Genomic DNA, 20,817 nt, shown 5'->3' on the forward strand with positions numbered 1-20,817 from the left:
AAATCTGTCTTGCTGGTCTCCGAAGCCCCAGCCGCGGCAATCCTTTAATCGCACCAAGTGGAATTGAAATTCAACGACCAAAGCCTATATGTTTTGGTGGTGTTTACCTTTAATCGCACCAAGTGGAATTGAAATAGATGATTTCTGTATCACCGGAAGCGTGTATTCCTCCTTTAATCGCACCAAGTGGAATTGAAATTAGTTTTTGTATAGGTGTCATGGCCCCATTTTACCGCCTTTAATCGCACCAAGTGGAATTGAAATGTGTAACACCGTCTGCTTCACAAGACGCAATTATTTCCTTTAATCGCACCAAGTGGAATTGAAATGTGTAACACCGTCTGCTTCACAAGACGCAATTATTTCCTTTAATCGCACCAAGTGGAATTGAAATGGTAATGCAGTCGGATTGACTGAAGTTTACGTCCTTCCTTTAATCGCACCAAGTGGAATTGAAATACAGCATCACCGGACAAGTTATTTTGGGATACTTACCTTTAATCGCACCAAGTGGAATTGAAATAAAGGTGGTCAGGTTTACGGATGACAATGGCGATGTCCTTTAATCGCACCAAGTGGAATTGAAATAGTTACAAAGAACCTTATTGCAAGAGCAAAAACAGACCTTTAATCGCACCAAGTGGAATTGAAATTAATTCAACCGGCTTGCCCTTAAATGGCCCGACACTCCTTTAATCGCACCAAGTGGAATTGAAATCAAGGGAAGGGCTTGGTGGTGGGACGAATATTCAACCTTTAATCGCACCAAGTGGAATTGAAATGTCATTGCTGCCATTGTTATATACTTCATGGCTTTTCCTTTAATCGCACCAAGTGGAATTGAAATCCGTCTATTATGTTGTGCGGCTCAGGCACAAGATAACCTTTAATCGCACCAAGTGGAATTGAAATTTGACTCTAGTTCTTTATACACACCCTCAACAAACTCCTTTAATCGCACCAAGTGGAATTGAAATATAAATGATAAAAAAAAGCTTATTCATAAATTTTTCCTTTAATCGCACCAAGTGGAATTGAAATGAATGATGGCACAGGTTCATTTAAATGGTTCCCTAACCTTTAATCGCACCAAGTGGAATTGAAATAATCGAAACCACTACCCCGATCAGGGAGGTATCGGACCTTTAATCGCACCAAGTGGAATTGAAATTCATAGCTTTGATACAGAGACATTAAACAATGTCCTCCTTTAATCGCACCAAGTGGAATTGAAATATTTTGTCGTCTTCGGAATCCTTCACTTTGTTGTGGCCTTTAATCGCACCAAGTGGAATTGAAATTCATTTTTGAAAGCGTTTTTTCCGCGTCTTGGTCTACCTTTAATCGCACCAAGTGGAATTGAAATGCAACTGACGAATAACAGGAATTATATTCATAGCTCCTTTAATCGCACCAAGTGGAATTGAAATAAGACGACAAAATAGGGCATTACATGAAAGAGTATGCCTTTAATCGCACCAAGTGGAATTGAAATACAGGAATATGTCTGAATTAGAAGTGGAACCCATGCCCTTTAATCGCACCAAGTGGAATTGAAATATTCTTAGATAGGTTTCGTCAAGGGATTCAAATTTCCCTTTAATCGCACCAAGTGGAATTGAAATCGCTGTACGGGCGGACCGGACGTTGACGATAGGTTCCCTTTAATCGCACCAAGTGGAATTGAAATCTGAAAGTCTATGAGTGGTGTGAGCGACTGCATAAACCTTTAATCGCACCAAGTGGAATTGAAATAAGCCAAATTTGTACAATGTTAAAGGGGGAGGAACCCTTTAATCGCACCAAGTGGAATTGAAATTTGGCGGTATGATGGTTGTTGGCCAACTGGACCAGCCCTTTAATCGCACCAAGTGGAATTGAAATATTTTGAAAATAGAAAATCTATGAATTTACCGTTTACCTTTAATCGCACCAAGTGGAATTGAAATTTGCTTTCGAACGGGAGTTTATACAAATTCCCGTCTCCTTTAATCGCACCAAGTGGAATTGAAATTCAGTTATAAATAATGGAGCATCTATTGCATCAATTCCTTTAATCGCACCAAGTGGAATTGAAATTTGTATCTGACGTGGCAAACCCAATTCCTTTTTACCCTTTAATCGCACCAAGTGGAATTGAAATTAAGAATGAACTATCTAATTACATAGAAAAAAAGGACCTTTAATCGCACCAAGTGGAATTGAAATGACTTAATATAGACAGTGTTATTTCCTTTGAATCGTTCCTTTAATCGCACCAAGTGGAATTGAAATTTGATCATTCATGTCAGCAATCCTATGTGCATCCCTCCTTTAATCGCACCAAGTGGAATTGAAATTGGTTTGTGCATACTGGTTGTATTCATTCCTTAAGTCCTTTAATCGCACCAAGTGGAATTGAAATTTATGTGTAAGGCTTTGCTTAGTTTTTCCTCAAGCCCTTTAATCGCACCAAGTGGAATTGAAATGGTAAAGGGTGAAATGATTGATTCATTCCAGAATGGCCTTTAATCGCACCAAGTGGAATTGAAATAACCCTATTTCAAGATAGGTTTGATAATCATTTTCCTCCTTTAATCGCACCAAGTGGAATTGAAATTACCCCGCCGGTCTGTTATTCAGGCCGGTTTTTTTGCCTTTAATCGCACCAAGTGGAATTGAAATCAAAGGATCTAACACCGTGCTTTTCTGCCAGTTTACCTTTAATCGCACCAAGTGGAATTGAAATATGGTTAGTTGCTAAACAATACTTTGAGGACAACTTCCTTTAATCGCACCAAGTGGAATTGAAATAGAGTTGTTCCTTCGAGACCTTGAAAAGACCGGATTCCTTTAATCGCACCAAGTGGAATTGAAATCGGTGACGGTTGCGGCCATAAAATCAGCCACCCCCTCCTTTAATCGCACCAAGTGGAATTGAAATCAATTTTTCAGGACATAATCCCAAATATCATCAGCACCTTTAATCGCACCAAGTGGAATTGAAATTACGAAAAGAATACCTCTTTCTTGTTATGATAGTAACCTTTAATCGCACCAAGTGGAATTGAAATACACCGTTTTGATAGCTGAATCTAATACGGTTTTTCACCTTTAATCGCACCAAGTGGAATTGAAATCGGCCAAGCCCGTACACCGGATTTTGGAAATAGAGGCCTTTAATCGCACCAAGTGGAATTGAAATAATGTTAAGATTTCACAGATGCCTAACCAAATTAGGCCTTTAATCGCACCAAGTGGAATTGAAATACGGGGTTTTGCAATTGCTTCAGGTTACAAGTATTGCCTTTAATCGCACCAAGTGGAATTGAAATTACGGTGGTTTTGGCTCATTGTCTGTCCGTTGAGGGCCTTTAATCGCACCAAGTGGAATTGAAATATCGCATGCTCAAAGCGATTGCTGCTGAATGCGGAACCTTTAATCGCACCAAGTGGAATTGAAATTCGCCAGACGATGTGCTTCCCGCAAACCGGTAGCGTCCTTTAATCGCACCAAGTGGAATTGAAATTGGTGTAGATCTTGTTTACCAGGTGGTGCATCTGCTCCCTTTAATCGCACCAAGTGGAATTGAAATATCATATCTCGTTTTCTGGCAATCCCACTTCCGACACCTTTAATCGCACCAAGTGGAATTGAAATCATACTTGAGCGTGGTGTCTAACTTCTTATGACCGACCTTTAATCGCACCAAGTGGAATTGAAATCTCATAGACTTTCAGCGGATTTTGTACATTCGACTGCCTTTAATCGCACCAAGTGGAATTGAAATTTACGATCTCCACTTTTATTCCCCGTTGCTTCAACCCTTTAATCGCACCAAGTGGAATTGAAATCGGCTTTTTCACACCTCACTTTTAATGATTCCTGCTTCCTTTAATCGCACCAAGTGGAATTGAAATGAGATACAGAAAACCCTGATTTTTGAAAAACTACTGCCTTTAATCGCACCAAGTGGAATTGAAATGTAGAAATACTATTGACGTGGCTTGGGACCGTGGGACCTTTAATCGCACCAAGTGGAATTGAAATTTGGAAATCACCCAATCCCCTATTTCAAAAAAAATACCTTTAATCGCACCAAGTGGAATTGAAATAACAGACCATCAAAACGGCCAGCACAGGGGAGGCGACCTTTAATCGCACCAAGTGGAATTGAAATTCTTTTCGACTTTTTCGGCCCTTTCGATCTGGCCATCCTTTAATCGCACCAAGTGGAATTGAAATATTATTGAAGCAATAGGAAATGAACTGGGCGTGTTCCTTTAATCGCACCAAGTGGAATTGAAATGCGTTGTCAGCCGGGCAACCTTTTACCGTTACATGTCCTTTAATCGCACCAAGTGGAATTGAAATTCCGCCAAGACTACCCGAAAACCTTAATAAATCTTCCTTTAATCGCACCAAGTGGAATTGAAATGAAACGATGCGGTGCAAAACGTTTCGTTTGTCGGCATCCTTTAATCGCACCAAGTGGAATTGAAATGGAGACTTGGATAGAAGATTCCAGGTGGGAATCGTGCCTTTAATCGCACCAAGTGGAATTGAAATCAACAAGGTGAACGACGCGGAACAGGATAAAATCGGCCTTTAATCGCACCAAGTGGCCCTTCGACTTCGCTCAGGACCCCAGGCGTTGCCCTTTAATCGAGGCAATATGAATGGATCTCATCAAAATCACCCCATCACAAGATCACCGATTTTTAATTGTGACAAGTGGCATCGAAATTGGCCCTTCGACTTCGCTCAGGACCCCAGGCGTTGCCCGTTAATCGAGGCAATAGGAATGGGAAGATCTGATCAAAATCTCCAAATCACAAGATCATAGATTTTTAATTGTGACAAGTGGCATCGAAATGGTCCTTCGGCTCCGCTCAGGACCTCGCTCAGGACCCCAGGCGTTGCCCTTTAATTGAGGCAATAGGAATGGGAAGATCTGATCAAAATCTCCAAATCACAAGATCATAGATTTTTAATTGTGACAAGTGGCATCGAAATGGTCCTTCGGCTCCGCTCAGGACCTCGTTCAGGACCCCAGGCGTTGCCCGTTAATCGAGGCAATAGGAATGGGAAGATCTGATCAAAATCACCCCATCACAAGATCACCGATTTTTAATTGTGACAAGTGGCATCGAAATTGGTCCTTCGGCTCCGCTCAGGACCTCGCTCAGGACCCCAGGCGTTGCCCTTTGACCGAGGCAGTACGAATGGGAAAGCTCTCATCAAAATCACCCCATCACAAGATCACCGATTTTTAATTGTGACAAGTGGCATCGAAATTGGTCCTTCGGCTCCGCTCAGGACCTCGCTCAGGACCCCAAGCGCTGCCCTTTGACCGAGGCAGTACGAATGGGAAAGCTCTCATCAAAATCACCCCATCACAAGATCACCGATTTTGATCGTCAAAAAATAATTAAGTGGCTGGTTTTGAGTTTGATAATTTCATGGGTATTGGTTAAATTAGGATATAAACCAAACCATTACCTGTTATGAACCCCAAAGCCATACTCCCACTGAAATCCATAATCTTGCTGCTTGTCGTGTTAATGATGCCCTTACAGATCCTGTTTGCGCAAAGTCCGGATGGATTGGAAGGCATGCAGATGCCTGGGTTTAAGCTGTCTGACCTTCAAGGCAATGAGGTCAATTCAAAATCTTTCCAGGGAAATTACCTCGTAATCCATATTGCCACTACCTGGTGCCCTTTTTGTAATGCAGAGGCCCCCTATTTGGAGCAATTAAACCAGGAATACAAAGACAGGAATGTCGAGGTGCTGATCATAGATGTAAAGGAACCCAAAGAGCTGGTTCAAGACAAACTTCAGAACCGGTTTAACCTCAGCTTTCCGGTCTTGCTTGACCCTGACGGGACCGTGGCAGCCAGCTTTGCCCCAGAGGACGTCCTTCCTGATCTTGCCCGCGATGAAGTCATGCTCGCATCCAATATACTGGTAGACCCGGAAGGGAAAATCCAATTCCTTTCTTTGCTTGATTCGAAAAATTTTGATGCGAAGCTGGTAGGTTTAAGAGCAAAACTGGATGCGTTACTTGCTGACCAATAATTTATTGCTTTGGCTGTTCCTTTTCCTGCACAGTCCCTTTCCTGTTCAAGATCAGGAACCTGCATTTGTTAGGGTAAACGGTGAAATGGAATTTCAGGTCACCCCTGGTGAAGAAACCCATCTAAAGCTTTTTTTCCGTATCCGGGAAAACTTCCATATCCAGGCAAACCGGGTCAACAACGAAAACCTGATCCCCTCTGTTTTGTCCGTGGACGGTGCCGGTGAAATGGCCATCGGTGAACCTGTTTTTCCAAAAGGACATGAATTCAGAATGGACGGTGTCGAAGAACCTCTATATGTTTACAGCGAGTTGCTGGAAGTCGTGGTGCCCATCAAAACAGAAAAACACCATAAGGGCGAATTTCCACTAAAGGGGAAGCTGCATTACCAGCCCTGTGACGCCACAAAATGTTATTTTCCCCGGGATCTCGATTTTGTCATCAGGGTGCATGTGCAGTGACAACGTCCGGAAAGACCCTTGTGCTTAATTGTTCATGATCTCTTGAATCTCGCGGTAAATTTTTTCCGTCTCCGGAACGGGAATGCCCAATTCCCCGCCATACCGTACAATCGCGCCGGCAAATAAATCCAATTCATTGGATGCCTTTTTGGAACGGATATCCAGTTGAAGGGAAGTGGGGGTGTGGTACGGAAAAGCGGCGGCTTTCTGAAAGGTAAGTCCGGTGATGTTTTGGGGAAGAGCAATCCCCCTGTTGGCAGCAATCTGGCCGATCTCTTTCATAATGGCCATTGCCCTCTCCCGAAGGGCAGGCTCTTCGCAGACAGCCCCCATGGGTTGGTCGTATCGGGATGATATCAACCCAAAACTGGCGATAAAATAGAACTTCGTCCATATATCTGGAAACACGTCGGCTTTAAAAGCCACATCAATCCCGCAATCGGCCAAAAAATCAACCACCCAATCGGTATCCTGTCGGTGCTCTCTGGGATCCTTTCCAAGAATGATCCTACCGGGTTTCCCCTGGTGTTCGATCACTCCTTTTTCTTTGATATGGGAGGCCACATATACGCAGGATGGCAGGACAGCGCCTGTTTCAAGTTGGTTCCTCACCCTGTCATAAATATCCACGCCATTCATCAGAGGGAGCACGACGGTATCCGGCTCCACCTTTGTCTTCAAAGCTTCACATACCTGCTCCAGGTCAAACGCTTTCACACAGATCAGGATCAAATCCTGTGGCTCCATTTCCGGAATAATTGAAAAAAGGCTATCCGGCCGGACAGCTGCGCCGGAGTTTTCAGGAGAAAGGAGGGTCAGTCCATGATCACGCACCGCCTCAAAAGTTTTCTCCCTGGCAACAAAACTGATTTTCACATCCTTGGTGTCCCGGGTTTTTTGGGTGATTTTGAAACCGAAGTATCCTCCTACACCTCCTAGGCCTATTATAGCGATCTTTTTCGTCATTTGCTGGGGTTGACAAGTTGAAAGGTCGATGTTTTTAATCCATGGGGCATAAAAAAGCCTCCCGATGCAGTCAGGAGGCTGAAAAGGGCTTATATTTTCTCGAATATTTTTCTAAAGCTGCATGCTTCGCTTAGCCGCGCGTGCAATTCATCTATAGGTACCCTGATTTGCTCAGTGGTGTCCCGGTCCCGGATGGTCACCGTATTGTCTTCCAGGGTTTGATGGTCTACTGCAATGCAGAAAGGCGTGCCGATGAGGTCCTGCCGGGTGTACCTTTTTCCGATCGAAGCCGCGTCTTCATAGATGATGTTGAAATCATACTTCAGCTTTTCAAAGATCTCCTTGCCTTTTTCCGGGAGACCATCTTTTTTGGTCAACGGAAGGATGGCGGCTTTCACCGGGGCTATGGCAGGGTGAAATTTCAGGTAAGTGCGTTGTTTTTCCTGGCTTTCTTCCTCTACATAGGCATTACAGAACGCCATTAAAAATAACCTGTCAGCGCCTATGGAAGTTTCAATGACATAGGGAATATAGTTTTGGTTGACCTCAGGGTCAAAATACTGCTGTTTCTTTTTGGAATATTCCTGGTGTGCTTTCAGGTCAAAATCGGTCCGGGAGTGGATGCCCTCCACTTCTTTGAATCCAAACGGAAACTCATATTCAATGTCCAGGGCCGCGTTGGCATAGTGGGCCAATTTCTCATGGTCATGCCTTCGAAGTTTCGATTCGGGGATGCCGAGCGCTTTATGCCATTTTACCCGGGTATCGGCCCAGGCCTTGTACCAGTCCAGTTCAGTGCCGGGCCGTACAAAATATTGCATTTCCATCTGTTCAAATTCCCTCATCCTGAATATGAACTGCCGGGCAACGATTTCGTTTCGGAAGGCTTTTCCGATCTGCGCGATACCGAAAGGTACTTTCATTCTTGCCGTTTTCTGAACATTCAGAAAATTGACAAATATCCCCTGGGCAGTTTCAGGTCTTAAATAGATGGTAGAGGTCTCGTCCGCCACAGAGCCTACCTGTGTGGAGAACATCAGGTTGAATTGTCTGATCTCCGTCCAGTTAGAAGTTCCGCTGATGGGGCAGGTGATTTCCTCATTGATCATCAAATCCCGAAGCGCCGCAAAATTCTCCGCATCCATCAATTTTCCCATAGCGGAGAGCAGTTCCTTGGCATGTACAGGGTCGCCGGCCTGTTCGTAAGCCGCCGCTTTTTCTTCGATCAGCACATCAGCCCGGTAACGCTTTTTACTGTCCCTGTTGTCCACCATGGGGTCATTGAAACTGTCCACATGCCCTGAGGCTTTCCAAGTGGTAGGGTGCATAAAAATGGCGGCATCGATACCTACGATGTTGTCATTGAGGCGGGTCATGGATTCCCACCAAAGCCGCTTGAGGTTGTTTTTGAGCTCTACCCCATATGGGCCAAAGTCGTACACAGCCTGCAGACCGTCATAAATCTCGGAAGAAGGGTAAACAAACCCATATTCTTTGGCATGGGCTATGATATCTTTAAATAAGGAAATTTCCTGTGTTTCTTCTGTTTTAGCCATAACCGTAAAATTAGTCAAAAACCAGCATTGTGCAAGGGGTTGAATTTAGTATAAATCAATTAAAGAGCTTGTGAACCCGAGATCATTTGGTTCCGCCCCGGCTATCCAATAGATAGGCTGTGATGTGGGTGACGTCATTTTCTTCCAGATCCATATGTTCGGGTGCAGGCATCAGACTATGTTTCAACTGCCGGCGCTGCTCAATTTCATTGGCCGGGATAATAAATTTCCGCCCGTTGTATTCCTGTACGGTGACTACCGGGCCGTTGGACAGGAGTATGCCATAAAGTACGGCACCGTTTTTCAGGCTTACCAGAAATGCTTCCGAGCCAAAAGCGACCGCGGCATCCGGCTCGGTGATGGCATTGATCAAGGTTTTTCTGTCCATCTTCAGCTGTATCTGGCTGAGGTCCGGGCCGATTTCATTACCTGAATTACCTATTTTATGGCATCCCAGACAATTTTTTTCCGTCAGGGTTTTCCCCATTTGTACGTCCGCATGGGATTGGGATATCTTTTCTTCCGAATACGTCTTTTTTTTCTCCTGAAAGTGCCGGGCAAGCAGGCTTTTTATAGGGGCACGGTTTTCTTTTTCCAGTAGCTGGCTGCTTTCTTTTTTAAGCTCCCCCGAAAGTTTGCCTGTGGCAGCCAACAGAGCCAGATGGAGTCTCCCGTTACTGTTTTCTGAAAGTTTTTCCCAGACGTCGGATTTTTCTTCAGGGGAGGCTAAGCTGTCCAGTAAGGTATTACGCCAGGCCAGCAGCTCAGGCTGGGCATCCGGCAGGTTGTCTACTGGAGACTCCCAATTTTTCAAATGGGATTGCCACAGATTGTGTTGTCTGAATTGCAGCCACCATAGGGCATCTTCAGAGAGCATGTCATCATTGCCCTCATACAGCGCCAATACGATCTGCGCAGCGTCTTTGTCTCCGATAAAGGCCAATGTCTCCATCGCCTCCTTCCTTTTGTTTTCGTCAAGTTTTTCGGAAGTCACACGCTGCCGAAGGTCGTCCATGGCAGCGGCAGGGTGCAGCTCCCACACCATTTTGCTGGCGGCGTCTGGCCATTCCACAGGGTCCGGTCCGCCTAAGTGAGACATTAGAGCTGGATAAAACGCGTTTTCTTTTCCCCTGAGTCCTATTCCCATAGCGTTACGGTACCAGGGATCCACTCCGTCAAATCCATCGAACAATTGGAGATAAATGTCCAGGGATTGGTTCAAGGGAAAATCTTTTAGCAACAGGGCCAGTTCTCTCCGCACCAAGGGATGAGCCGATTTGGCCAGGGCCTTGGAATAGGCAAGTAGCTCCTGCCCTCTGAATTGGGAAAGCGCCCTTAGGGCCGTTAAGGCAAGTTCCGGGTTACGGTCTTCCAGATAAGGTTCAACCGCTGCCCAGCCTGTATCCCCCAATTGGCTCAGAAGCCAGATAGCCCTGGCTTGATGGAAGGGGTTATTGTCTTTCAACACCGCGGCTAAGGCAGGCACAGCCTCTCCACTTTGTGCGAGCAACGCCTGGGCCGCCAAGGATCTCACGTGGATGGCAGGGTTATATAGTGCCTCAATCTGACCGGGGATTTCATCCAAACTGATTACAGGTGAAGTAAGCTGTTTATTTTTCGGGTGGATCCGGTAGATCCTGCCATAACCTTCCTTGTCCCGCATCTGGTGCCCCCCAACTATGGGATCATACCAATCGGCCACAAACAGCGAGCCATCGGTGCCTACGGCCACATCGCTGGGCCGGAACCATTTGCTGTCGTCCTCTTCTATCTCATGCCATACATAATGGACATTGTCCGTATCTACTGAGGAAATAAACGCCTGTCTTTCATTTAAAGAATATCCTGATCCCTGAGGTGTGGGAAAGTAGCCAAAGATGATGTTCCTTCCCGCGTCGGCGCTGAGCAATAGTCCCCGGTAGTGTTCCCCAAGGGCATCGTTTTCCACCCGCACGATTCCGGTAGGAGATCCGGCACCGTAGATGTCTCCGGCGGGAAGCACGCCGGGATCATGCTGGTGCCAATGGGCTTCCGCTATACTTTGTCCGGGCCGCCTGTCGGCTTGCCAGGTTCTGTCCCCCTGCTCGCTGAAAAACCCCGCATTGCTGCCCTCCATCAGCCAGGTTGTTCTGCAGGAAGCGGTCTGGTCGTCATTGTCGCTCTGCCACATGTTGCCAAAGGAATCCACAAAAACTTCAAAAGCATTTCTGAAATTGTGGGACAATACTTCGAGTCCGGTCCCATCGGGATTTACCCGGATGACCATCCCCCCTGTATAGACCTTACCGTCATCGCTTACTTGTGAAGGCGTGTTTTCTGTGCTATAGGGAGTGTATTCGTTATAGACACTTCCTGACCGAAGGGTCCAACCGTCCCGGCCGGTCACTTCGTGGGGGCCCGCGTTGCCGACGATAAAATACCATTTGCCATCGGGACCAAGGACCCCTGCATGCAGGCCATGATCATGGTCTTTGCCTCCAAATCCTGTAAGGAGGATTTCTTTATGGTCGGGGATGTCATCTCCATCCTCATCGGTGTAGACGATAATGGAGGGGGAACAGGAAACGATTACCTGGTTGCCCACCACAGCGATGCCCAAAGGCGAACGCAGGTCACTGTCCTGCACAAATATTTTGGAACTGTCGGCTTTTCCGTCCCCGTTGGTGTCTTCCAATATCACAATACGATCACCCTCAGCATGGACCATGTGCCCGTCTTTGTTCCGGAAATCCCGGTAGTTGACAGCTTCTGTGACCCATAGCCTTCCCCGCATGTCCACATCCACGTTGGTGGGATTGTAAAACATCGGTGAGGAGGCCCACAATGTTACTTCAAGGTCATCGGGGACATGGAGCAAAGGTTTCTCTTCGGTTGTTTTTTTGCAGGCAAAGAACAGGAAGATTAAACCCAGGACATAATATGTATGAAGCCTGTTCATGCGGATCTTATTGGTTGTTCAAAACGCGTCGGAGATAAGCGAGGTTGGCTTGGTATGCGGTAAGCATATCGCCGCCTGGGGGAATGGCGCCTTCCATAATCACCCAATCTTTGTAGCCGATCTCCTGAAGGGTGTTTTTAACCCTTCCGAAGTCCACTTTGCCTTTGCCCAGAAGCTGTCCGTTTTCCTTTGCATGTATTTCACAGATGTATTCAGTACCCAACAACTTCATTTCTTTGAAAATATCGTATCCCATTTCCGTGGAGTTGGCCACGTCATAATAGACTTTTACATGGCTGGATCCTACCGCCTCTATGATCCGGAGGTGTTCTTCCGCGCTTAACCAGGACTCCAACGCCAGGTAGATATCCTGTTTTTCTGCTTTTGGAGCGACTTTTTGAAGCCTTCTGATAACTTCTTTTTTTCCTTCTTCATCCTCTCTAAGGTCGCCTTTTCCGAAAAAAGCCAGTAAAATGACTTGGCAGCCCAAAGCTTTGGCCACATCTATGCTGTCTTCCACCCATTCTTCCGTCACAGGATCGGATTTGTAAGGAACATTGTTCAGCTCACCGATAGCCAGGCTGGCAATCCGCACCTGGGTGTCTTTTGAGGTTTGTAGATAGGTCTGCTGTACTTCTTTTCTCCGAAGATGCATGTTGTTGGACACATTGCCCAAACTGACCTGGACACCGTCCAGTCCGATTTCTTTGGCGACCCGAAAAGCTTCCGGATCCGATGCTTGTCCGATCGACCAGTCACATGCGCCGATCCGGTAGGCGTGGGGCCGCGGAGGAGCCATAAAGCCTGTCAGGGGCTGCATACCAGCGAGGGCCGTAAGCAAAATACCTTTTTTCACTGCGGTTCTTCTGTTGTATTTGGGTTTATTGGTCATACATCATACAGGGTCTTTATAACGTATTCTTCATCTTATACACTTTCCCGTCTGGTTTGGTAAACAGGTAAAGCTCTCCTTCATGATCCCTTCCAAAGCGCAGATCTACCCGCTTGCTGCCGCATAATTCTACCAAACTCTGGACTTTGCCCTCAAAGCTGATGCGCCACTCATAAATAGGGGCATGGCTTCCACGTTGCAATTCGGCGGTATGGATGTAAAACAGCCGGCCCTGGACAATATCCCCAAAAAGGTATTTGCCCTCCAGAGCGGGGACATGGGTTCCCCAATACTCATACCCGCCCGAAATGGCATTTCCCTCATCATGGTCATACATGGCCACGGGGTAGGTGTAACCATATTTCTCATCATCTTCGGGAAGAGGAAAAACCTGATTGATATCTATTTCAGGATCTATGACAAAGGTTCCTTCCCTTACCGGCCATCCATAGTCATCACCAGGTTTTACCATGTACAGCGATTCTATCTGCATCTGGCCTATGTTAGTGGCGAGACATTCACCGTTCTTTGTCCAGGTGATCCGGTGTGCGTTTCGGAAGCCATGGGCATAAATCTCTTCCAGCCATCCTTTCCCGTTATTAACGAAGGGGTTGCTTTTAGGGATTCCGTATTTCCTGTTTCGGCTGTTGTTTCCGCTGGGATCAATTCGGAAAATGCAACCCCAAGGCTGTGTGGGCCCATGGGGGACCCAGGCGTGACCGGCCCCAACGCTCCCACCATCCCCTATTCCGATATAAAGCAGGCCGTAATCTTCTTCCCCGGGACTGGCCAGGGGGTTAAATGTGATTTCCTGCATGCCATGAATGCCGGTCACCATGTCAATTCTGAAAAGTTCTCTGCTTTTTCCCTTAAATGGGATTCCGTTGGCATTATCTGTCTGCCATTCCAGCACGACCCACTGTAATGTGTTGCGGATAGAATCCCCGAAGGTGAAGTCAGCTTTTCCCGAACCGGGGGACTCCGTATGGGTGGTGTACAGCAAGCCGTTTTCCGAAAATTCCGGATGAAAGGCAAAGCTTCCAAATCCCGTTGCCAGGCCGGGTTGGTTGATAAAATCCGGCATCAGCTTTTCCATATCCATGTATTCTTCGGTTTTGTCGCCGGCAATGCGGTACATTTTCCCCCGAAGGTCCATGATAAACAGGTCTTTGGTGCCTGGATGAAAGTCCAGTTTGGCTATCCTGGTTCTTGGCATTTCCTCGCTGGATGGGGGGATGGTAGCTATCCATTCCAATTCAACTACAAGTTCAGAAAGCGGAATGGGCTCCGGTATGGGGTTGACGATGGAGTCGCTTCTGGTTTTTGTTTTTTCTGCAGGCGCTTCATGCTGATGCATATAGGCGATAATGGCATCAATTTCCTCAGCCGGCAGGTGATCAAACGAAGGCATGTAGGTGTTGAATTTGGCAAACAGGTTGGCAGCCCGTTCGTCACCTGATTGGATCACTGCGGTGGGGTTTTTGATAAAATCGCGGATCCATTCCAAGGGTTCCTCCCGGGTAAGCCCCCCCAGATGGGGACCTATGCCGTCCTGGTTGAAATTATGGCAGGTGCTGCAGTTGTTTTCGAAGATGGTTTGTCCGTCGCTAACGGTAGCGGCATCCATCGGAATCCGGTTTTCTATTGATTTTTCTGAAGAATCACAGGAAAGACACAGTGAAAGTATAAATACCCGGAAAAAATGATTAAGGTTAAATTTCATTGTCAATATTGGACTTTTATAGCTAGTTTTATTTGGTTTTCTACATAAGAAATCGAGCATGACGGAATCGTCACACGGAGGCATGATTATCACACATGCGAGATTCCATCTGACCATTGAAAAACAATTATAAACAGATGAAATCGAGCATGACGAGGTCGTCACACACAGAGATGATTATCAATAGCGAGATTCCATATGACCGTTGAATAGACAATTATAATCATATGAAATAACCGGCCTAATGTAGGCTAATAAATCAAAATATAAAAATCTGCAATCAGCTAATTGGCAGGTTTTGTTCAACACGCCGGGCATTTTTACTTTAAAAAAAAAATTTTCTATGTCATTAGGTAATTTATCCTCTACATTTTGCTTTCCTGTAAAAATACGGAACATCTATCCACCAATTAACTATCTTTGCTGCTTGTCTCTATAGATTGTTAACTATGAAAATAAAATATATAATTACCCTAATTTTTATACCAACAACTGTTTTCTTTTTCTCCGCGGATCTGTTTTCCCAATCTTCCGGTTTCGGTGAGTTAAAAGGGAAGGTAATGGATGCTGACGGCAACATACCATTGGGTTTTGCCACCGTGAGTGTTTACCGGGATGAAGGTGGGGAGAAGAAGCTGATGACCGGGGGCATAACAGAGGAAGACGGAACTTTTTCGCTCTCCCTGCCACAGGGTGATTTTTTGGTTTTGGTGGAATTTATGGGCTACGAACCTTTCCAGATGGAAGCCGTGGGCATCAACCGGGAGAACAGGCAAAGAGACCTTGGCCTGATCAAATTAACGGGAACTGCCGAAAACCTGGATGAGGTGGTGGTTCAGGGTCAGAAAAACCTGATGGAGCTGTCTCTCGACAAACGTATATTCAATGTAGGAAAAGACTTGGCAAACGCAGGGGGAACCGCCACGGATATTTTGATGAACCTTCCTTCCATATCGGTAGACCCGGAGGGAAATGTACGGCTACGGGGCAGCGACAACGTGAGGATTTTGGTGGATGGCAAACCTTCCGGACTGGTCAGCTTTAAAGGCAGCAGCGGCCTGCAACAGCTTCCCGCCAGCATGATCGAAACCGTGGAAGTCATCACCAATCCTTCTGCCAGGTATGAGGCTGAAGGCATGGCGGGTGTGATCAACATCGTTCTGAAAAAGGAGAATACGCAGGGGTTTAACGGATCCTTTGAGGGCATTGTGGGCAACCCAACCAATCTGGGACTGGCTGCCAATCTGAATTACAGACATAACAAGATCAACTGGTTTATCAATTATGGTGTCGCCTACAGAAGGGTGCCCAGGGTAGGCTCCATCTATCAGGAAGTATATACTCCTGATACCACTTTTGTCTCCGACCAAAGCACCACAGGAACGGTGAATAGTCTGAATAACAACATCAGGGCGGGGCTGGATTATTTTTTCAGCGATAACAACATCCTTACGGCTTCTTATCTTTTGAGAAGAAGTGATGCCAGGAGGATTACCAATATCCGTTACGATGATTATTATGCGCCGGGTGGACAATTGGAAAGTTATACCTTAAGGACACAAGATGAAGACGAAAAAGAGCCCAACTCGGAAGTCAACCTGACCTATAAAAGGACATTTGATCAAAACGGACATGTATTGACCGGAGGGGTGACCTATTTGGATTACTGGGAAAACTCGGACCAGGTATATACTGAGAACGCTTTCCAGCCCAACGGTACGCAGATCCCAAGCAGGTCTGTTCTTCAGACTTCTTTAAATGACGAATTTGAACGGCAGTGGTTATTTCAACTCGATTATACCAAACCGATCGGTAAGGACGGGAATTTTGAAACAGGATTCAGGAGCAGTTTCCGAAATATGGAAAATGACTTCAATGTCAGTGAGCAGACGGAAAGCGGGGAATTTGAGGCTTTGCCTGGGCTGGATGACATCTTTCTGTACAACGAAAACATTCATGCGGCTTATGCCATAATGGGCAACAAAAGCAACAAGCTGTCCTATCAAGGCGGCCTCAGGGCAGAGTATACCGACGTGAAGACCACTTTGGTCAGGGCCAATGAAATCAACCCAAGAGAGTATGCCAATCTTTTTCCAAGCGCTCATGTTACCTACAATGTAAGTCCTGATGATGCTTTTCAGGTATCCTATAGCCGGAGGATCCGTCGGCCATTTTACAATGACCTCAGCCCTTTTATGACATTTTCCGATGCCAGGAATTTTTTCAGCGGAAACCCTGACCTGGATCCCGAATTTACGGATGCGTATGAACTGGGGCATATCAAGTACATGGATAAAGGCTCCGTCTTTTCCACTGTTTACTTCAGAAGCACCACCGACAAAATAGAAAGAATCCGAACAGTGGATGAAGAGGGGAACGCGATGACCATTCCTGAAAATTTATTGTCTGAACGGTCATTCGGTTTGGAATTTACCAGTGATTATTCACCGGCCGACTGGTTGAAACTGGATGCCAATTTTAATTTCTTTTATGCGGACATAGATGGCACCAATATTTTGGATACGTATAGGGCAAATACCTATAGCTGGTTTACCCGTTTGACCTCCAGGATTTCCATGGCCAATGGACTTGACATTCAGGTGAGGACCAATTACGAAGGCAGACAACGGGTGGCTCAGGGTGTCAGAAAGGCACTTTATTACCTCGATCTGTCGGCCAGCAAAGACATCATGCAGGGAAGGGCAACGCTGATCCTCAACGTGATGGACATGTTCAACACGAGAAGAAACAGGTTTATTTTTGAAGGACCGGGATTTATGACCGAAGGGGACGTTCTGCCAAGAAGAAGACAAATCAACCTCTCCCTGAATTACCGGATCAAACAATCAAAATCAGCAAAAAGATCTGATATCCTGGATGATGAATAGGGGAATCACCTGGCCAGCTGTTTTACTTCCTGATGCCTGAAACATTGCACCAAATGGTCATTGACGATTCCGGTGGCCTGTAAGTGGGAATAAACAATGGTGCTGCCCAGGAATTTAAAACCTCTTTTTTTGAGATCTATGGCGATTTTATGGGAAAGTTCTGTGCTGGCGGGAATCTCAGATAAGGTCCTCCATTCGTTTTGAACAGGCCTGCCTCCCACAAAATCCCATAGATAGCCGGAAAATGAGCCATAATTTTGCTGGATCTCCATAAACCTGCTTGCATTGCGGACGGCGGCTTCCACTTTTTTGCGGTTTCTGATGATATTCGTGTCGGAAAGGATTTCTTCGATTTTTTCTGGCGTATACTGGGCAACTTTTGTGTAATCAAAATCAGAAAATGCCTGTTGATAACCTTCCCTTTTATTCAGGACAGTGGCCCAACTGAGTCCCGCCTGGGCACTTTCCAATACCAAAAACTCAAAATGTTTCTTGTCGTTGTATACCGGCACGCCCCATTCCTCATCATGATACTGGATGTACTTTTTAAATCCGAGACACCAGGGGCACCTGAATGTTTCTGATTGGTCGGGGGTATATTTGCTCATCATATGTATAGGGTTATTTATTAAAGATAGTGAATAGCCGTCAAAAAAATAAGCCCGGTGTCCTACCGGGCCTGTTTTATGAACATCATGGGGCATTGTTTTAATTTCCTGCCATAAAAATCGCATTGGCCATGATGAGCTTGCCACTTTCCCAGAAACTCCTGAAAAGGGGATTGTCAGCCATATAAATGATCTGGCCACGGCCCACGTTTTCCTGTCCGAATACCATGGATTTTTCCATTTGAGGCAATATTTTGTAACCGATAAACCCTGTCCGGTGATGATCCTTGGTGGGGATGATCCCTGCATTTACGCCTTTATCGAGATAGGCAAACCTTTTAGCATTGTTTTTAAGGGTATAAAATTTTCCGTCTGTGCCGTATCCCAATGGATGGGTGACATCCATCTGCACCTCAAAAACCGCTCCGGCAGCATAGTTGGAAATATCCAGTCTCTCTCTTTCCAGGTATGGGGCCGTTTTTTCAGCGTTCTTTGTTTTCGAAAACTTCTCTTCAAATTTCTTTTTCTCCGCATCATCAGCATAGGTTTTTAGCTGCACACCATCTTTGTCCGCAAAAAGCTCCAATGCCGACTCAATGGCTATCAGTTTTCCTCCGGCTTTTATCCAATCCATCATCTTTGTATGTGTATCCTCATCGATAGCGCCGTACCTACCTGCTGGCAGGATGATAAGGTCATATTCATGGAGTTTAACTGATTCCAGGGAATTGGCTTCCAGTATACTTACGGGGTAGGCGAGTTCTTTGTCAAGAAAGTGCCAGATTTCCCCAAAATTCAGAGAGGAGGTGCCTTCACCGCCTACCAAGGCAATTTTGGGCCGTTTGATGGTTTTTACATTTGGAGATCCAAAGTCTTTGCCGCTGTCCACATATCCCGTGGAGGTTTGTCCAAGTTCTATTTCGAATTGGTTGGCAATGTGGGTTACTTTTTGATGGAAATCCGCAATATATTGGTTACCTCCCCTGGTAATGATCAGGGAGCCCACAGGATAGGGTGTTGCTCCAATTTCAAAGGCATACTCTGCGAACCTGACCCTGACGTTTTCCCTTAATAGAGCCGCCAGAAAAGCCACGTGCCTGGTGGCATGCCATGGAGCAATGTAAGCCAGGGTTTCCGCAGCGGGTTGGTTTGGAATAAATTCGGCTGTCTTGAAACTTCCCGCATCCAGCCGGGACTCCAGCGCAAAAGCAGAGAGGTTGTAAGCATACGGAAGGGCCCAACTGGTAATGTCGTAAGTGATGCTGTCATTCAGCACGGGTTCCGGTTCGAATAATACCTGAACCAGGACAGACTTGGGCTGGTAAGCATTGATGACGATATCGTTTTCAGCCAGCTCAAAACGTTCAGTTTTACCCGTCTGGTAACTCAGGCCGGTAAATGTCCCAGCCTTTCCCCCATGGCCATATCGGATGTGGTTTTTTTTCAACAGTTCCAGGAGTGCCTGCATTTTAGCCGGCTTATTGTTTCCGCGGATCACAAAGCTTTTATATTTTCCTGCCGGGTTTTGGCGGCTTTCGCGGAAATATTTCTCAAATTCTTCCAATACCCTTTCGGCCTGCTGAGAGGTGGTTTCTATGGCAGAAAGGGCAGTAGTGTGGTGGTGGATGATCCGGTCTTTGAGCGTTACCGTGTCCCCTTCGGCGTTGTGAATGCCGATACCGGCCCTACCGGATCCCCCTTGTTCGATGGTCATCCCAATGGCTCCATTGTACATAGGATACGTGTCTCCATAGCTGGGATAAAGCAGATCGAAGCGTTCCTTGGTGAAATAAAACCAATTGTTTTGATCAAAATACCGGGCAGTGTTTCTTCCGAAGAGTTCCTGGAATTCATGCTGGTAGGCTGTCAGTTGCCTGTGAAGCGGTTCTGCTGCCGGCGCAAAATAGTAGGGCTGGTCCACCGACTGCTCATGAAAATCCAGATGGACCTGGGGGAGCCATTCGTTGTAAAAGGCCACACGTTGCTGGGATTCTATCTGCGTTTGCCAGGCCCAGTCCCGGTTCAGGTCAAAAAGGTAATGGTTAGGTCTTCCGCCGGGCCAGGGTTCACGGTGTTCTATGGATTGAGGATCAGGCTGGAGCACGGCATTCATTTTTTGGTTGTACCAGTTCACATATCTCTCCTGACCATCGGGGTTTAGGCAGGGGTCTAAAACAACCAAATTATTTTCCAGCCACGCCTTGGTCTGTGGTGCTCCCGTGTCAACGAGGGAAAATAAGGTCATCATGGTGGCTTCAGAAGAAACGGCCTCATTACCGTGGACATTGTAGCTCATCCAGGTGATGGGGACATTGGTGGTAATAGCCCCTTCCATCAATCCGGTCCTTTTCAGGTTATCTTCCCTGATGGCTTCAAGTTGGTCGATGTTTTTTTGGGAAGAGACAAAAGCAGCCATCAAAGGGCGCATTTCGTTGGTTTTTCCATAATAGTGGATGCGTACATTGCTGTTGTTTTCGGCAACATGCTCAAAATAGGCGACAACACGGTGGTGAGGGGTAAATCTTTCACCAAGTTCATAGCCGAGGAATTCAGCAGGACTTTTGGTTTGACCAAAGGCCATACATATCCCCATCCAACTGCATAAAAGAATGGTGTAGGTTTTTTTCATCTGAAAGCTTATTATTGAAATAATGGAATAACCATCAGCGGCAAAATTACACCATCCCGCATAACAAGCTTAAGAAAACGCTTGTTTTTTTAGGTAG

10 protein-coding genes and 1 CRISPR repeat array (1 of these 11 running past the window's edge) are annotated in these 20,817 nt (G+C 46.1%); of the genes, 3 read left to right on the plus strand and 7 right to left on the minus strand.

Annotated elements, in window-relative coordinates; genetic code table 11:
* Nucleotides 1-4,549: a CRISPR direct-repeat array (repeat unit 29 nt; unit sequence CCTTTAATCGCACCAAGTGGAATTGAAAT); it begins 3,922 nt to the left of the window's first position.
* Nucleotides 4,550-5,487: 938 nt separating this feature from the next.
* Both ACFPFU_RS10960 and ACFPFU_RS10965 read left to right on the plus strand, forming a co-directional pair.
* Entirely contained in the window at nucleotides 5,488-6,060 is a 573-nt protein-coding gene (locus ACFPFU_RS10960) for a TlpA family protein disulfide reductase (protein ID WP_377064414.1), read from the plus strand.
* On the plus strand, nucleotides 6,038-6,520 hold the full coding sequence (locus ACFPFU_RS10965; protein ID WP_377064416.1) for a protein-disulfide reductase DsbD domain-containing protein: 483 nt from the start codon (nucleotides 6,038-6,040) through the stop codon (nucleotides 6,518-6,520). The genes ACFPFU_RS10960 and ACFPFU_RS10965 overlap by 23 nt, the downstream gene beginning before the upstream one ends.
* A gap of 24 nt (nucleotides 6,521-6,544) precedes the next feature.
* On the opposite strand, the gene ACFPFU_RS10970 is transcribed toward ACFPFU_RS10965, so the two are convergent.
* From ACFPFU_RS10970 to ACFPFU_RS10990, 5 genes are all read right to left on the minus strand, one after another.
* Nucleotides 6,545-7,486 carry a ketopantoate reductase family protein gene (locus ACFPFU_RS10970; protein WP_377064418.1) on the minus strand — a complete coding sequence of 314 codons (942 nt, stop codon included), beginning with the start codon at nucleotides 7,484-7,486 and terminating at the stop codon, nucleotides 6,545-6,547.
* Nucleotides 7,487-7,575: 89 nt separating this feature from the next.
* Entirely contained in the window at nucleotides 7,576-9,042 is a 1,467-nt protein-coding gene (locus ACFPFU_RS10975) for a glycine--tRNA ligase (RefSeq protein ID WP_377064420.1), read from the minus strand.
* 82 nt (nucleotides 9,043-9,124) lie between these two features.
* A complete protein-coding gene (locus tag ACFPFU_RS10980) occupies nucleotides 9,125-11,980 on the minus strand; it encodes a PVC-type heme-binding CxxCH protein (protein WP_377064422.1) in 2,856 nt (951 codons plus the stop codon).
* Between the two features lie 7 nt (nucleotides 11,981-11,987).
* Nucleotides 11,988-12,872, minus strand: coding sequence for a sugar phosphate isomerase/epimerase family protein (locus ACFPFU_RS10985; RefSeq protein WP_377064424.1), 885 nt, complete (start codon nucleotides 12,870-12,872; stop codon nucleotides 11,988-11,990).
* A 16-nt stretch (nucleotides 12,873-12,888) separates the two neighbouring features.
* On the minus strand, nucleotides 12,889-14,595 hold the full coding sequence (locus tag ACFPFU_RS10990; RefSeq protein WP_377064426.1) for a PQQ-dependent sugar dehydrogenase: 1,707 nt from the start codon (nucleotides 14,593-14,595) through the stop codon (nucleotides 12,889-12,891).
* A 449-nt stretch (nucleotides 14,596-15,044) separates the two neighbouring features.
* On the opposite strand from ACFPFU_RS10990, the gene ACFPFU_RS10995 reads away from it, so the two are divergent.
* Nucleotides 15,045-17,483: a TonB-dependent receptor gene (locus ACFPFU_RS10995; RefSeq protein WP_377064428.1), complete on the plus strand. Its 2,439-nt coding sequence runs from the start codon at nucleotides 15,045-15,047 to the stop codon at nucleotides 17,481-17,483.
* 5 nt (nucleotides 17,484-17,488) lie between these two features.
* On the opposite strand, the gene ACFPFU_RS11000 is transcribed toward ACFPFU_RS10995, so the two are convergent.
* Together ACFPFU_RS11000 and ACFPFU_RS11005 are read right to left on the minus strand one after the other, a co-directional pair.
* On the minus strand, nucleotides 17,489-18,091 hold the full coding sequence (locus ACFPFU_RS11000) for a DNA-3-methyladenine glycosylase I (protein ID WP_377064684.1): 603 nt from the start codon (nucleotides 18,089-18,091) through the stop codon (nucleotides 17,489-17,491).
* 100 nt (nucleotides 18,092-18,191) lie between these two features.
* A complete protein-coding gene (locus ACFPFU_RS11005; RefSeq protein WP_377064430.1) occupies nucleotides 18,192-20,720 on the minus strand; it encodes a M14 family metallopeptidase in 2,529 nt (842 codons plus the stop codon).
* Nucleotides 20,721-20,817 lie beyond the last annotated feature (97 nt).

Source organism: Negadavirga shengliensis, from assembly GCF_042652345.1.
Lineage (GTDB): Bacteria > Bacteroidota > Bacteroidia > Cytophagales > Cyclobacteriaceae > Negadavirga > Negadavirga shengliensis.